Below are 15,926 nucleotides of genomic sequence, written 5' to 3' on the forward strand. Positions count from 1 at the left end.
GTAAACTTAAGTGACATTAAGCAAAAAAAAACTTGGTGCAAAACACCAAGTTTTTAGTTTTTAGGGGTGGTTTAATTACTTAGCCAATAAAACCGATAAAGGTCTGCAAAATCGCCACATTGACAATATCCACAAAGAACGCCCCCACCATCGGCACAATCAAAAATGCCTTATGCGATGGCACATAGCGGTCGGTAATCGCCTGCATATTGGCGATGGCGGTTGGGGTGGCTCCCATACCAAAACCACAATGACCTGCTGCTAAAACGGCAGCATCATAGTCTTTACCCATAATGCGATACGTCACAAATGTGGCATATAGCACCATGACAACAGTCTGCACCACCAAGATGATCAAAATTGGACCTGCCAAGTCTGTTAATTCCCACAGTTTTAATGACAATAATGCCATCGCTAAAAATAACGACAAAGATGCATTGCCAAACACATCAATCGCTCTATCAAACATATCAAAATTAAAAAGATTGGTTAGGATATTACGAATCACCACACCGCCAAATAACGCCCACACAAACTGTGGCAACTCAAACCAAGTATCCTTGGCAACACCCACCATAATATCTGAAAATGCCAAGCAAGCAGCGAACAGTGCTAGAGTTTCTACCGCTGAAATCGCTGTGATTAGACGCACATCATCTGATTTTTCAAAGATTTCTTCGCTGGAATAATCACCGCCTTTAATGTCAGTAGGCGTACCATCTAAGCTGCGAGCAGTAGCATTTAATGGCGTGCCACTTTGCACACTTGACTTTATACCAAGCTTATTAATCAAGCGACGAGCCACAGGACCGCCAATAATACCACCTGATACCAAGCCATAAGTGGCACAAGCAATACCCAATGTCGTCGCCCCGACAACGCCATAGGTCTCTTCAAAGGTCGCACCCCATGCTCCTGCTGTACCATGTCCGCCCGTTAACGCAATCGAACCTGCAACTAAGCCAAGTAACGGATCAATGTCAAGCAGCTTCGCTAGGCCAACACCCACCGCATCTTGTAAAATGATGAAAAATGACACCACGAACAAAAATACCAGCAAGCCTTTGCCGCCTGCTTTTAGACGGCTAAAGTCTGCCGATAAACCGATGGATGCAAAAAACATGAGCATACAAGCAGTCTGCAATTCTTTTTGGAAATTAAAACTATAACCAAAGGCGACATTTAGCCCATAAACAATCGCCGCACCAACCAAGCCACCTGCCACAGGTTCAGGAATGTTAAAGTCGGATAAAAATTTAATACGTTTTACCAAAAAACGCCCTACAAGCAACACAAGCGTTGCTAAAATCAGCGTGTAATAGCCGTTTAATGTAAATTCCATAAACACTCCAATAAAAAAAACAGACAGTAAAAACTGTCCGTCCTGACACGATAAAATGGTGCAACACATCAGCATGTAAAGACAACTTTCATACGCCAGCATTGCAAAATGATAAAGCATTGTAACATTTTTAGCGACGTTATCAAAGCCCAACTCATCAAACCACGCCAAAATAAACCTTAAGCTTATTTTGGCGACACGCTAAACCACCTAACTGCTATCAACGCAAGAATGCACGAGCATTGCGGAATAAACGTAACCACGCTCCATCTTGTTGCCATGCGTCAGGCTTCCAAGAATGGTTCACCGCACGCAAGGTACGCTCTGGGTGTGGCATCATCAAAGTAACTCGCCCATCACTACTACACACGCCTGTGATGCCTTGTGGCGAACCATTTGGGTTGAGTGGATAATGCTCGGTCGGATTGCCTTGACTGTCCACATAACGCAAGGCGATTTGACCATGTAGGCTAAGCTCATTGATTGATTTGTCGGTCAAATCCGCATAGCCTTCGCCATGTGCCACCGCAACTGGCAAAATACTGTCTTGCATGCCTTTTAGTAGCACAGACTTGGTGCGCTCTACTTGCACATTGACCGTGCGTGCTTCAAAGCGTGCCGATTGGTTTTGGATAAAACGTGGGAAATGGTCAGCCCCCACCATCAGCTCTTTTAATTGGCTCATCATCTGACAGCCATTACACACGCCCAAGGCGAATGTCTCTTGGCGATGAAAGAATCTGGCAAACTGCATACGCAATTCATCATGGAATAATACCGAGTTTGCCCAGCCAGAGCCTGCCCCAAGCACATCGCCATAGCTAAATCCACCGCACGCCACCAAGCCTTCAAAATCACGCAAGTTAATGCGTCCGCTCATCAAATCGCTCATATGCACGTCAATGGCTTCAAAGCCTGCACGCACAAAGCCTGCCGCCATTTCAAGATGTCCATTCACGCCTTGCTCACGCAAAATCGCCACTTTTGGTTGGCTTGTGCGACTATTCACATAAGGAGCTTCTACCGCCAAATCCAGCTCATAATTCGCCTGTGCAATCAGTCCATGATGGCTAGGGTCGCTGATGAGTGCAAACTCTTGGTCGGCACACACAGGATTATCACGCAGTCTTGCGATGGCATGGCTAACCTTGCTCCATTGTTCTTGTAATTGAGCACGGCTAAATTGGGTGGTTTGGCTTGGGGTAATGATACTTAATGTGTCTTGATTAGCCCCGCCTTTTGGTGTGGCATAAGTTTGACCAATGTCGCTTAGCATATCCGCCACCTGATGGGTCTTGGCAAGCTCAATGAATGTCGCCACATCATCTGCAAGCACCTGCACGACCGCCCCCAACTCTTCGGCGAACAGCTGTCCTAGTAGATTGTCATCAGATAGGTTTAATTCCACTTTTAAGCGACTGGCAAACTGCATCTCTGCCACACTTGCCACCAAACCACCATCACTAATATCATGATAAGCACGGATAAGCCCTGCCCCACTTGCCGCTTGAATGAAAGCGAACAGATTGCCAAGGTCAGACGCATTATCCACATCAGGGCAATCATCGCCCAGCTGACTTAATGTCTGAGCAAAAATTGAACCACCCAAGCGGTATTTGCCTTTGGATAAATCAAGGCGGAATAATTTTGCGTCTGTATTGACAAGCTCTGGCGTGATGGTCTTGGCGACATCTTGTACAGGGGCAAAGGCTGTGATGATAAGACTCATCGGCGAGCTGACGGTCTTCTCCACGCCATCATCTTGCCAGTTTGCCTTCATAGACAAGCTGTCTTTGCCCACAGGAATGGTAATGCCAAGTGCAGGGCATAGCTCTTCGCCAATGGCATACACTGCATCATACAGTGCTTCATCTTCACGCTCATCGCCACACGCTGCCATCCAGTTAGCAGACAAGGTAACATCTGACACCTTATTGATACGAGCAGACGCAATATTCGTCAAGGCTTCGCCCACCGCAAGCCGTGCAGATGCTTTGGGGCTGATGAGTGCAACTGGCGTACGCTCACCCATCGCCATCGCCTCGCCAGTATCTGCAAGCAGTCCTGTCATCGTAACTGCACAGTCCGCCACAGGCACTTGATAAGGTCCGACATACTGGTCTTGGGTAACCATGCCTGTGATAGAACGGTCGCCAATGCTAATCAAAAACGACTTACTGGCAACGGTTGGGTGTCTTAGCACATCTGTAATACTGGTCGCCAAATCCACCCCAGAGACATCAAGCGAACGCAAAGGATTGTCCTTGCGATGAAACGCACGCTTCATTTTGGGCGTGCCACCTAATAGCACCTGCATGGGCATATCCACAGGCTGTTCTGGCAGCAGGCTGTCGTCTACTTTTAGTTCACGCACCGCCGTTGCTATGCCCAAGATGGCATACGGACACCGCTCACGAGCACAGATTTCATCAAATAATTTTTCATTTTGGGGTGAGATGGCAAGCACATAACGCTCTTGGGCTTCGTTGGACCAGATTGCCATTGGCGACATACCTTGTTCTAGCGAAGGTACTTTACGCAAATTAAGATGAGCCCCAAGCTCATGGTCGTCCACAAGCTCTGGCATGGCATTGGACAGCCCACCTGCTCCCACGTCATGGATAGAGACGATTGGGTTATTATCATCGCCATCTTTTGCCATCGCCCAGCAGGTGTCAATCACTTCTTGACAGCGACGTTCCATCTCAGCATTATCACGTTGTACAGACGCAAAATCCAAGCCTTCGTCAAGCTCACCACTATCCACCGAGCTTGCCGCACCACCACCCAAACCAATCTGCATGGCAGGACCGCCAAGCACGATGAGCAAATCGCCTTGTTGAATGGCGTTTTTTTGTACCAAATTACGCTTGATGTTACCATAGCCCCCTGCAATCATAATCGGCTTATGATAGCCACGCATTTGGCTGCCGTCTTGGTCGGCTGACGTGTCTAGCTCAAAGCTACGAAAATAACCATTTAAATTTGGGCGACCAAATTCATTGGCAAAGGCTGCCGACCCCAGCGGTCCGTCAATCATAATCTCCAAAGCACTTGCCATACGCTCAGGCTTGCCATAGTCCTTGGTTGATACCTTGCCTGATGTTTCCCATTTTTCTAGCATATTTGGCAGGTGCAAATGCGACACACTAAATCCTGCCAAGCCTGCTTTTGGCTTGCCACCACGCCCTGTCGCCCCTTCATCACGAATCTCACCACCAGCTCCTGTGGCTGCCCCTGCAAATGGGGCGATGGCGGTGGGGTGATTGTGCGTCTCCACTTTCATCAAGATGTCAATTTGTTCATCATGAAAGCCGTACTGTGCTTCACGGTCTGTATTTTTGGTGGGATAAAAACGGGGCGTTTTAAAGCCTGCCATCACCGCTGCATTGTCCTTGTAGGCAGACAAGATGCCGTCAGCGTGCTTCTCGTGGGTATTTTTAATCATCTTAAACAGTGATTTGGGCTGTATTTGCCCATCAATCGTCCACTCGGCATTAAAAATCTTATGACGGCAATGCTCAGAGTTGGCTTGGGCGAACATCATCAGCTCAACATCGGTCGGATTGCGACCTAATTTGGTGAAATTATCTACCAAATAATCCACATCGACATCAGACAAAGCAAAGCCAAACTCACGATTGGCTGCCACCAAAGCATCACGCCCACAGCCCATGATGTCCACCGTGCTTAGATGGGCAGGCTCGCCATCAATGAATAAAGCTGACACTTCGTCCAAGTCGTACACCAAACTTTGGGTCATGCGGTCGTACAAGATACGCTCGGCGGCGACTGGTAATTTGGCAGGCAGATTGTCGCCTGTCAGCGTAAAGATGACAACACGCTCAATCCGACCCACCTTGATGCCACAGTTATTAAAAATATCGGTCGCCTTAGATGACCAAGGGCTAATCGTGCCAAATCTTGGGGCGATGATGAGTTGTAGCTCGTCGTCTGTGGCGGTGGTTAAAGGGATTTTCTCGCCTTGATTGAGTAGGCTTACCGCCTTTTGATGGTCGCTACCACTTAGGGGCAAATCAAATACATACACTTGTTGGCTGTCAATACGCTCAATGTGTAGCCCTGCTTTTTGGCGAAGCTGTGTGGCTAATTGATGAGCTTGAAAATCCGTTAAAAAACGATGCCCTGCGATGGTGCTAATCATGGCGATACCTTTTAAGATGGTGCAAAAGAAAAATACCTGCATTATAACAGATTTACCAAAAAGTGGGCACAAACTTTAGTCATCAACGCCCAAATCTCTTTATCGCCTGTTATAAATTAAACACAAGTCTTAATATTACTTTACAAATTAGTACAATTTAGCACTTTAGCCAAACTACCCAAAGCCTAGACAAACAGCTTAGGCAAATAATCCAAACAAACACCCATAAATATATCCACCATAAAAATGCTAAGACAATGATGACCAGTAGCCAACATATGTTCATCACACGGCTAAAACCTTTGGTGTTTGACAAAATGGGTGGCAGTATTGCTTGTCGTTTTTGCTTGATAGATTGGCTTAATTTGACTGTAGATTTGCCATCGCTTTGTTGTTATGGCTAGCTTACTAAGCTATTACATCACTTTCCATGTGATGGCATTTTCATCAGCTGTATCATGGTGCGATGATGATTGTAAATACTCATTTAAATCAATCGCTTGCAAGGCATCTAACGCATCAATAAGCATACGGTAGCTTGGACGCATACTAATAAAATGACTGGCACTCACCTGACTAACATCTGCTCGGCACTGCTCTTCAAAGTCTTGTGCAGCATGGCGTAATCTTGGCACGCCTGTATAGCGAGAGCCGCCCACCATGCGATGAGCAATCTGAGCAAGCTCTGCTCTGTTCCTATCCGCCCACGCACGCTCTAAGAGCTGTTTTTCACTCTCGGCTGTGTCGATTATGGTCTGTAGGAGCGTTTCAGCCAAATCAACTTTATTGGCTGCTCGCTGCAGTGCATCCGCCCAATCAATATCAGCAGCATTTACCACAGAAGTGGCGTCACTCATCGCCACAGGCTTAAGCATTGATACCGCTTTAGACATGACATCCACCCCTGTCACATCGTGGTGTAACCATCGCTCTAGCGTCTGCATCAGCTGTAGATGCCCGATGGGCTTGCCAACATAGTCATCAAGCCCTGCTGCCACCAGACGGTCTTTCTCATCTGCAAGCCCATGAGCAGTCAAGGCGATGATAGGCGTCGGCTTCGCCTTATGCGTCTGCTCTAACTTGCGAATTTGCTGAGTTGCTTCAAGCCCTGACATTCTTGGCATTTGAATATCCATAAAGATTAAATCAATCGGCTTAAGGCTATTGGTCACCACCTGACTCATCATCTCGATGGCATCAAAGCCGTTACTTGCTTGAATCACTTCTACCCCAAGCTCACAAAGCAATGCTTCTAATACCAATAAATTTGGCAAATGATCATCAACTGCCAGCACTCTTGTGCCTTTAAATTTTAGCTCAACAGACTTGCTTTTAGCATAGGCATCGCCATGATTGCAAAGCATCGCATAAAGCTGTCTACGGTCAAGTGGCTCATACAGTGCATGGGTTTTATAGCGTTCTAACAGCATATTATCCATGCCAACCTGATAACCGTACGCTGCTAATGGACCTTGGTATCTTAAGCGAATTTGGCGTAAAATCGCTCGGATGTCGTCTTGGGCGGCGTCTTGCCCAAAGTTATCCACAATCACCCAATCAAAGCCATGCTCCTTATGGTCAAGCTGCTCTAATAAATCTGCCAAGCCAATCGCAAAAAATACATGTACGTTATCTTGGCTTAGGCTTGCTTTTAGTACTTGAACTGCTGGCAGATGGTTAATCCACACCAAGACAGAGAGCGGTCGCTCCTTTGTGCCAAGTGTCGGCACAACTTCTTGTATCTCCGTTACTTCTGCAGTCTTAAGCCCTGTTGGCATCTCAAACCAAAAAGTCGCTCCGTTTTTAGCAGCATTTTCGCTTTGATTATCAAAAAATCCAATATCACCGCCCATTAAGGCAGTTAGCTGCTTTGAAATAACCAGACCAAGACCTGTGCCACCATAACGCCGAGTTACCGACAAATCCCCTTGGCTAAAGCTTTTAAATAATTGCTCTTTATCAGATTCGCTGACGCCTTTGCCTGTGTCTTCCACCGCAATTTTTAGAAAGTTTGGCTTATCATCAGATAAGCTGACTTTGACAACCACACCACCTGTATCGGTAAATTTAATGGCGTTACCAACAAGATTGGTTAAAATTTGCTTAACACGCAAGCTATCACCAATAGCGTGCGTTGGCACGTCATTATAAAATAACACCGCCAAGCGTAAATGCTTTTCAAGGGCGGTAGGTGACAGCATATCCACCACATCATAAATCGTGGCGTACAAATCGTACTCATGGCTGTCAAGCACCAATTTACCTGCTTCAATCTTTGAAAAATCGAGTACATCATTCACCAAAGCAAGCAGATGGGCAGATGATTTTTTGATGGTCTGAACGTATAAATTTTGCTCACCTGTTAGGTCTTTTTTACGAGCTAACAGATTAATAAACCCATCAATGCTGTTTAGTGGCGTGCGAAGTTCATGGCTGATATTTGCCAAAAATGCCGACTTAGCTTGGCTTGTACTTACCGCCAAATCACGAGCCTTACGAATGGAGATATTTTGCATTTCCATCTCGTCAAAGGCTTGTTGTAAGTCTCTTTCTGTTTCATCAGCGTGCTGCTTTAACTCTTGAAAGCTGACATTTAGCCGTCTTAACGCCCTGACAAAATCTTGCTGAATCAGCTTAAACTCACCACTTGTACGCATACTTGGTGGCTCAGTTAAATTGTCAACATTTAGCTTTTGTAGATAAAGCCGCATCTCATAAATGGGGGCAATCCATCGCTTAGAATAGCTATTTAAAATCAAAAGCAGTAATAAAATGGTGATAAGTCCCGTCACACACAGTGCCAACAGCACTCGATAAAAGGTGATGATTAAGGGACTATCATCCATCTCTACAAACAGCCAAAATCGCTGATGGTCCACTTGTATAGCACGCCCATAAGCTGTGCCATAATCGGTGGCAAGTCTTGAAACTACTTGCTTGGTTGTATCAAAATCACCCCACTTAGCCTGCTTATTTGACCCTGATGTCAGCACAATATTTGCCTGACTATCCATAATCGCCATTCGCTGGACATGCTGAAGCTTAATTTGGTTAAAATAATTGCTAAGCTTAACGTATAAACTGGCATCATGATCATGCAGATTAGACCTGTTGGCATCGTCATTCCAGTCTTGGGTAATCTGCATTAAGGTAGTAGTCATATTAGGATTATTATCTTGGGCAAGTAGCGAACGTGCTTGCACTTCATAGCGTGTTAATGCAGCTTGGGCAAGCACGTCTTGCTCTGATAAAACGGCTCGACGCACTTCAAAAAACACAAGCAAACCACCAACCATCGCTAAGATAGCGATTGGCACAAACACCAACAAAATCAGCTGTCCATAAGCACTTTTTAAGGCTTTTAGTCGGGGGTGATTCATAGATAATACCTAACAAATGACTGTGGTTAGTGTAGCATGTTTCACACAGCGAATAAATCACAAAAAAAACCAAAACGCTGTATAAGCTTAGAGTTTTTTGTCGTGGTAGATGTGCTATAATCCATCACATCACACCAAATTAATGACACGGATTTTATCATGATGCACACTGCTTTAACCACCACACACCTTGCTGATACAGTAGGTAACACGCCTTTGGTTTTGCTTGATAGCTTTGGCACACCACATGTCACCATCTTAGCCAAGCTTGAGGGCAATAACCCTGCAGGTTCTGTAAAAGATCGCCCTGCCTTTAATATGATTAACGAGGCCCAAAAGCGTGGACAAATCACACCGGGCGACACGCTCATCGAAGCGACAAGCGGTAACACAGGCATTGCTCTTGCGATGGTGGCTGCCATGCTTGGCTATAAGATGACGCTCATCATGCCAAAAAACTCAACCCAAGAACGTAAAGACGCCATGCGTGCCTATGGTGCGACACTTATCGAGGTTGAGCAAGGCATGGAAGAGGCTCGTGACCTAGCATTACAAATGCAAGCCGATGGCAAAGGCATCGTCTTAGATCAATTTAATAATGATGATAACTGGCAAGCCCATTACCGCACCACAGGACCTGAAATCTGGAAGCAGACGGACGGTAAAATCACCCACTTTGTCAGCTCTATGGGCACAACAGGCACGATTATGGGCGTCTCAAAATTCTTAAAAGAACAAAACCCAAATATCCAGATTATCGGGCTACAGCCAGATGAGCATTCAAGCATTGCAGGCATTCGCCGATGGGAGAGGGCCTATCTGCCACAAATCTTTGACCCAACATTCGTCGATGTCGTGATGGATGTTAATCAAAAAGACGCTGAGATCACCATGCGACAGCTTGCCAAGCAAGAAGGCGTATTTTGTGGGGTGTCATCTGGCGGTGCAGCTTGGGCAAGCCAGCAAGTGGCAAAGACCATCACTACAAATGACCCCAAAGCAGTAATCGTCTTTATCGTCTGCGATAGAGGGGATAGGTATTTATCAACAGGGCTGTTTGGTGTTGAAGATTAATTAAGCCACACCAGTTGACTCGATTTTTGTTTGATACAAGGATAAGCCATGCCACCGATTTTAGTATTTGACATTGAGACCATACCTGACACCGTGACAGGTAAAAAGCTTTATCCTGAGCTTGCAGGTCTATCTGAGGCCGATACGCTTAGCGCCTTGATGGCGTTAAGACAGTCTGAAGTGGGTAATAGCTTTATGCAGCACCCTTTGCATAAGATTGCGTGCTTGTCGTTTTTATGGTTTGATGAAGGGCAATTCACCCTAAAATCATTAAGCCTAGATAGTAGGGACGAACGCAGCATTCTTAGCACATTTTTGCGTGCTTTTGACAAAAAGCCCATCATTGTGTCATGGAATGGATCAGGATTTGATTTGCCTGTGCTGCTGTATCGCATGACGCACCACCACATTGATGCTAGCCCCATCATGAATGCAGGCTTTAAGCAGAACGATTATCTAAACCGTTACAGCGAAAAACACGTGGATCTGATGGATAAGTTCTCCTTTGGCGTGTGGTCAAATAAACAAAAACTTGACACCATCGCAAGCCTATGTGGCTTTGCTGGTAAAGGTGACTTAGATGGCTCTCAAGTTGTGCCAATGGTGCTAAAAAATCAATGGCATAAGCTGACTAATTATTGTGAAAGCGACGTGATTAATACGTGGTTTATTTACCTAAGATGGCTTGTGCTGACAGGTAAAATGGATGAGCAAAGTGCAAACACGCTGCTAACCCACACCCAAGACTTTATCCAATCTTTAGTTGATACAAGTGGAAAACCACGCCATCAGCAGTTTTTACAAGGTTGGCAAGAGTCATAGATAATCTGTGGTATAATTGAGCCTTTTACCCACCTTTTTTGGCAAGGCAACCATGACTGTTCATAACCCAACCATCTTACAAGCACCAAATAAAAAACACAGCAAAACCAATGCTCGCACCCGTAAACGCTTACAAGACGCACCGCCTGTTACGCTCGTCATTGACAATCTAGCTCATGATGGGCGTGGCGTGGCAGCGTATGGTGTCGGTGAGCAGGCAAGCTTACACCCTACCGATAAGCACGGCAAAAAAGTCTTTGTTAATTTTGCCCTACCAAACGAAACCGTCAGCGTACAGATTAAATCTAGCAAAAAAACCTTTGAAGAAGGTGACGCTTTAACTGTGCTAAATAACCCTAATCCTGAACGCCAAACACCGCCTTGCCCACATTTTGGGGTGTGTGGTGGCTGTAGTCTGCAGCATTGGCAAGCCGATGGGCAGATCGCCTTTAAACAAAAGGTCTTGGCAGAACTACTAAGCCACCAAGCACTCACTCAGCCAGAGACTTGGCTAACCCCACTCACAGCAGAACGTCTAGGTTACCGTACCAAGGCACGCATGGGCGTAAGATTTGTAGAAAAAAAGAACACTGCTCTTGTCGGCTTTCGTGAGCGTAGCAGTAATTTTTTAGCAAATTTAAATGAATGCCACATTTTAGATACTCGCATTGGCTTTGAGATTGATAACCTAAAAGCCCTTATCACAAGTCTAGATGGGCGTAATGACATTGCCCAATTAGAGCTTGCCATGGGTGAGACGCTTGATGATGTCGCAGATAGTACTAAGTCGGTTGCTGTTATCGTGCGTCATCTTCAGCCACTTTGTGATGGCGATATTGATAAACTACAAGACTTTTTTGCCAAGCGTCACTGGCAACTGTTCTTACAACCAAAAGGTAGCGATACCGTGCATCGCATCGATGATCCCCATGGGCGAGCAAGCTCTTTGACCGTGCCACCGACTGGCGGACTGTTTTATCGCTTAGCTGATTTTGATGTTACTTTTGAATTTTCACCCCTTGACTTCACCCAAGTCAACTTATCAGTTAATCGCAAGATGACCAAGCTTGCTTGTGATCTATTGGATCTAAAAGCAGGCGAGCGAGTGCTTGATCTATTCTGCGGACTTGGCAATTTTAGCCTGCCGCTTGCTAAATGTGTGGGTAAGACAGGTTTTGTGATTGGTGTTGAAGGCAGTCATGAGATGACAGAGCGTGCCGCCATGAATGCCAAAGCAAACGGCATTATGCACGCTAAGTTTTATGCCCAAGATTTGACACAAGATTTTTCTGCCGAAGAGTGGGTAGGCGAAGTGGATGCTCTACTTATTGACCCACCTAGAAGTGGTGCTATGGAAGTGATGGCGTACTTGGGTAAATTTAACGCCAAACGCATTGTTTATGTTTCATGCAACCCTGCAACACTTGCTCGTGATACCGCCCTACTGCTTGAGCAAGGTTATAAGCTAACTCATGCAGGCGTGATGGATATGTTTAGCCACACAGGGCATGTGGAGAGTATTGCACGATTTGAGAAAATTTAGGCGACAGCTTATTCGTTAAGCACCATTTGCCGATACCAAGATAATAGTGCTAAGTGTCGCACTTTTTAAATAAATAAACACAAAAACTTGCCAAAACCTTAAAACCGTCCAATGACTTTAGGGCGGTTTTTTTATCCAAGCGAGCTTTATAAGCATAAGGCGTCATGTCAATTAGATCGCTTAATGCTTGGGCATCTAGGGTCATCTCATTATCCACGTGCCATGTGTTAAGTAAATAAAATTCTGGACTCATCTGTTCTACAAACTTACCAGGCTCGTGTAAATTTACCGTATCAAACAGCCCTTGGCGAAGTGCGTACAGATGCGTAGGGGCAGGCGTTGCCATTAACATCAGACCACCATCTTTTAGCACTCTTAACATCTCAGATTTTGGTAGTGGGCTAAACAAGCTGGTACACAGATCCACACTGTTATCAGTGATTGGCAAAAGTGATCCTGTGCCGACAATCCAAGTAATGTTTTTATGTGATAACTTGTAGGATTTGGCAGCGATTTTTACAGCAGGTTTTGCGATATCTAAAGCAAAAACTTGATGCGTCTGTTTGGCAATCTGAGCGGTGTAATAACCTTCACCACAGCCAATATCAAGTGCGGTATGGACTTTTTGGGCTGCTATAATCTCACCGATTTTCGCTCTTAACGGCTCATAAAACCCACCCGCCAAAAAGCGTCGCCTTGCTTGCACCGATTCTGGCGTGTCGCCTGCATGATGACTGCGTTTATGCTGGACGACGTGTAGATTGACATAGCCATCTTTACTGACATCATAGCTGTGGCGATTTTGGCACGTATAAGATTTTTGAGCATACATTAAGGGGGTATGACAGATAGGACAGGCAAGCATGATTAAACTTAGCAAAAATTTAAAGTTATTTTAACATGTATCTGCTGATACAAAGAAACGTTTATACAAAAAGCTTAGCGATCAAATCGCCATTCCAAAGATGGTAAATGCCAATCAAAGCGAATGGCAAACATTCGCACACCAAAGATTGTCAGCAGCGTCAGCATCTCTACAAGGTGCATACTAAAGCCTATCTGCTCCAATCCAAAATATAACACCGAACCGATGATGCTGGCACTGATATAAATCTCTTTTTGTAGCACAAGTGGCACCTCATTACAGATCATATCGCGCATGATACCGCCAGCAATACTTGTCATCACCGCCATTAATACTGCCACCAAAGGATTTGCTCCAAAAGACAAAGTGACTTTTAAGCCGATCACACTAAATGCCGCCAAGCCAATCGCATCAAAGAATTTTAAAGCCCCTGCAACTTTTTTATACAGACCAAAAAACACTTGGCATAACAGCGATGTCAAGGTAATGACAATCATATAATTAAGATCTGTCATCCAAAACAGCGGATGACGATCTAGCATGACATCACGCAAAGTACCGCCACCAATGGCATTTACCATTGAAACTAAAATGCAACCAAAAAAGTCAAACCGCTTATATAATGCAAGCGTCGTTCCTGCAACTGAGCATGCCACGATACCTACCATATCTAGCACATAAATGGCAAACTCAGCATTTAGTCCAAAATTCATCATCTTTAGCATCCATATTCATCGGCGGTATTATAATACAAAACCCCGCTATCGGCAGGGCTTTGTATGAACACACAAAATGACTATTCATCGCCAAACTTACGTTTTGCTTTTTTTGCTTGACGCTTAGCAAAAAAAACTTCTTCCTCTGATCCACGAGTTTTCTTTGAAAATGGGTGATCGTTCTTCTTATATGACGGCTTATCGCTAAAATACGATGGCTTATCGCTAAATCCTGAACGTCTATTATCACCAAATTTTGGCTTGTCGTTAAAGCGTGGTTTGTCACCGAAGCGTGGTTTGTCATTAAAGCGTGGTTTGTCATTAAAGCGTGGTTTGTCACCAAAACGTGGTTTGTCATTAAAGCGTGGTTTATCGTCTCGTCTAGTATCTCGTCTGTCATCAAAGCGACGTTCGCTTGTGTCGGCTCTGTCATTACGATAGGGTCTATCTGCATATCCCTCATTACGGCGGTTGCGGTTGTCGTCACCACGCCCAAACTGACGCTCATCACGACCTGCCTTAAGCCTACGATCAAACCTGCCTTGCCCTTGACTACGCCCCTCAAATCGACCGCCACGACCGCCATCACGACGATTACCACGGTCTTTTTTACGGCGATTATCGTCAAGGTTTGGGGCAGGACGCCTTGGCTCAAGCCCTTCTACAACAGCCGTCTTCATGTCACGCTTTAGATAATGGTTAATCTTAAACAACTGTGAACGATCATCCATACTGCATAGATTCATCGCCACACCTGTGCGTCCAGCACGACCACAGCGACCGATACGATGCACATAATCTTCTACTTGGCGTGGCAAATCATAGTTTACAACGTGACTGATGTTTGAGATGTCAATACCACGAGCAGCGACATCTGTTGCAATAAGAAAGTCACATTTACCACTTTTTACATCACTGATAATGCGGTTACGTTTGCCTTGGGGCAAATCACCATGCAGATAACGTGCCTTTAGCCCTGCTTCAACAAGCGTCTCGGCAAGCTGTTCGGTGCTGCGTTTGGTTGCTGTAAAAATCACAGCTTGGCTAATCTTAGGGTCACTTAGTAGCTCAATTAAAATCTTATTTTTATGGTGAAAGTCATCACAAAAATACACACTTTCATCAATGTGAGCTGATTCTACTTTAATGGCGACACGTTCAGGATTTACTGTGAAACTTTCTGCAATTTTACCAACTGCTCCATCCCAAGTTGCTGATGACATGATGGTCTGACGAGATTCTGGAGCAGCTTGTAAAATGGCACTGATGTCATCGGCAAAGCCCATATCCAGCATACGATCAGCTTCATCCAAAATCAACGTATCAAGCTCAGACAGATCCACTCGCTCACTGTTTATGTGATCGATTAAGCGTCCCGGTGTTGCGATGACGATTTGGACGCCTTTGCGTAAGGCACGAATCTGACCGCTATACGGTGCACCACCGACAAGCGGCACACTAAAGATGCCTTTAAGCTCACCGCTGTACTTACGCACATTGTCTTGAACTTGCATGGCAAGCTCGCGGGTTGGCGTTAAAATTAGGGCTTTGATTGGGGTTTTTTGGTAACGGTCGTGTGATTTTTGACTAAAATCATCTTTATTAACTTCATCTGTCTTTGGCTTGGCAGACTGAGTGGCTAAGCTGTGCAGAATCGGCAGAACAAATGCTGCTGTCTTGCCAGAGCCTGTTTGTGCTGACAATAATAAATCACGACCATCTAAGGCGTGCGGGATTGCTCCTGCTTGGATTGGGGTAGGCTTGGTGTAGCCTGATTTGGTTAATGCTTTTAAAATCAGCTTATGTAAGTTTAAATCAGCAAAAGTTGTTTCATCGGTCGCCACATCTTCTATTGCCTGCTGGGCAAGGGTTGGGCTTAAAATTGCTTTAAGGTTTAACGGATTTTGAGTTTCGTTCGTCATAATTACACTTTAAAAATAGGTACGCAAAAACCACTGATGAACAAGAATACACAAACCACCTTTAGATACAAGGTAATCGTGAATTTAGGCATTATAT

The 15,926-nt window shown here is 45.1% G+C and carries 10 protein-coding genes; 4 read left to right on the plus strand and 6 right to left on the minus strand.

Going from position 1 to position 15,926, the window contains the following annotated elements:
* Positions 1 to 79 precede the first annotated feature (79 nt).
* Both gltS and purL read right to left on the minus strand, forming a co-directional pair.
* Positions 80 to 1,342, minus strand: a complete 1,263-nt coding sequence (gene gltS, locus LU293_RS04030; RefSeq protein ID WP_242749099.1) for a sodium/glutamate symporter — start codon at positions 1,340 to 1,342, stop codon at positions 80 to 82.
* A 220-nt stretch (positions 1,343 to 1,562) separates the two neighbouring features.
* On the minus strand, positions 1,563 to 5,507 hold the full coding sequence (gene purL, locus LU293_RS04035) for a phosphoribosylformylglycinamidine synthase (RefSeq protein ID WP_242749101.1): 3,945 nt from the start codon (positions 5,505 to 5,507) through the stop codon (positions 1,563 to 1,565).
* Positions 5,508 to 5,764: 257 nt separating this feature from the next.
* Here purL and LU293_RS04040 point away from each other — a divergent pair, with 257 nt between their 5' ends.
* Complete coding sequence (locus LU293_RS04040; RefSeq protein WP_242749103.1) at positions 5,765 to 5,911, plus strand: hypothetical protein; 147 nt, start codon at positions 5,765 to 5,767, stop codon at positions 5,909 to 5,911.
* Positions 5,912 to 5,923: 12 nt separating this feature from the next.
* Here LU293_RS04040 and LU293_RS04045 read toward each other — a convergent pair whose 3' ends face one another.
* On the minus strand, positions 5,924 to 8,887 hold the full coding sequence (locus LU293_RS04045) for an ATP-binding protein (protein WP_242749105.1): 2,964 nt from the start codon (positions 8,885 to 8,887) through the stop codon (positions 5,924 to 5,926).
* Positions 8,888 to 9,046: 159 nt separating this feature from the next.
* Between LU293_RS04045 and cysM the strand changes: the two genes are divergently transcribed.
* Genes cysM through rlmD form a run of 3 tightly spaced genes read left to right on the plus strand, consistent with a single transcriptional unit; the run spans position 9,047 to position 12,326 of the window.
* Positions 9,047 to 9,961, plus strand: coding sequence for a cysteine synthase CysM (cysM, locus tag LU293_RS04050; RefSeq protein WP_242749107.1), 915 nt, complete (start codon positions 9,047 to 9,049; stop codon positions 9,959 to 9,961).
* Between the two features lie 48 nt (positions 9,962 to 10,009).
* Positions 10,010 to 10,783, plus strand: a complete 774-nt coding sequence (locus LU293_RS04055; RefSeq protein WP_242749109.1) for a 3'-5' exonuclease — start codon at positions 10,010 to 10,012, stop codon at positions 10,781 to 10,783.
* 52 nt (positions 10,784 to 10,835) lie between these two features.
* On the plus strand, positions 10,836 to 12,326 hold the full coding sequence (gene rlmD / locus LU293_RS04060; RefSeq protein WP_242749117.1) for a 23S rRNA (uracil(1939)-C(5))-methyltransferase RlmD: 1,491 nt from the start codon (positions 10,836 to 10,838) through the stop codon (positions 12,324 to 12,326).
* A gap of 49 nt (positions 12,327 to 12,375) precedes the next feature.
* Here the strand turns inward: rlmD and LU293_RS04065 are convergent, their stop codons facing one another.
* The 3 genes from LU293_RS04065 to LU293_RS04075 all read right to left on the minus strand — a co-directional run bounded on the left by LU293_RS04065 (position 12,376) and on the right by LU293_RS04075 (position 15,829).
* The gene (locus LU293_RS04065) at positions 12,376 to 13,191 is read right to left on the minus strand and encodes a putative RNA methyltransferase (protein WP_242749120.1); all 816 of its coding nucleotides are present in this window, start codon (positions 13,189 to 13,191) and stop codon (positions 12,376 to 12,378) included.
* A gap of 74 nt (positions 13,192 to 13,265) precedes the next feature.
* Positions 13,266 to 13,907: a trimeric intracellular cation channel family protein gene (locus LU293_RS04070; protein ID WP_242749122.1), complete on the minus strand. Its 642-nt coding sequence runs from the start codon at positions 13,905 to 13,907 to the stop codon at positions 13,266 to 13,268.
* A gap of 80 nt (positions 13,908 to 13,987) precedes the next feature.
* The gene (locus tag LU293_RS04075; protein ID WP_242749124.1) at positions 13,988 to 15,829 is read right to left on the minus strand and encodes a DEAD/DEAH box helicase; all 1,842 of its coding nucleotides are present in this window, start codon (positions 15,827 to 15,829) and stop codon (positions 13,988 to 13,990) included.
* Positions 15,830 to 15,926 lie beyond the last annotated feature (97 nt).

The organism is Moraxella nasovis (genome assembly GCF_022701215.1).
GTDB classification, from domain to species: Bacteria; Pseudomonadota; Gammaproteobacteria; order Pseudomonadales; family Moraxellaceae; genus Moraxella; species Moraxella nasovis.

Bases quoted from the DNA above. Each gene is read 5' to 3' on its own strand.
- gltS (WP_242749099.1), bottom strand. From the start codon at position 1,342: ATGGAATTTACATTAAACGGCTATTACACGCTGATTTTAGCAACGCTT.
- purL (WP_242749101.1), bottom strand. From the start codon at position 5,507: ATGATTAGCACCATCGCAGGGCATCGTTTTTTAACGGATTTTCAAGCT.
- LU293_RS04040 (WP_242749103.1), top strand. From the start codon at position 5,765: ATGATGACCAGTAGCCAACATATGTTCATCACACGGCTAAAACCTTTG.
- LU293_RS04045 (WP_242749105.1), bottom strand. From the start codon at position 8,887: ATGAATCACCCCCGACTAAAAGCCTTAAAAAGTGCTTATGGACAGCTG.
- cysM (WP_242749107.1), top strand. From the start codon at position 9,047: ATGATGCACACTGCTTTAACCACCACACACCTTGCTGATACAGTAGGT.
- LU293_RS04055 (WP_242749109.1), top strand. From the start codon at position 10,010: ATGCCACCGATTTTAGTATTTGACATTGAGACCATACCTGACACCGTG.
- rlmD (WP_242749117.1), top strand. From the start codon at position 10,836: ATGACTGTTCATAACCCAACCATCTTACAAGCACCAAATAAAAAACAC.
- LU293_RS04065 (WP_242749120.1), bottom strand. From the start codon at position 13,191: ATGCTTGCCTGTCCTATCTGTCATACCCCCTTAATGTATGCTCAAAAA.
- LU293_RS04070 (WP_242749122.1), bottom strand. From the start codon at position 13,907: ATGATGAATTTTGGACTAAATGCTGAGTTTGCCATTTATGTGCTAGAT.
- LU293_RS04075 (WP_242749124.1), bottom strand. From the start codon at position 15,829: ATGACGAACGAAACTCAAAATCCGTTAAACCTTAAAGCAATTTTAAGC.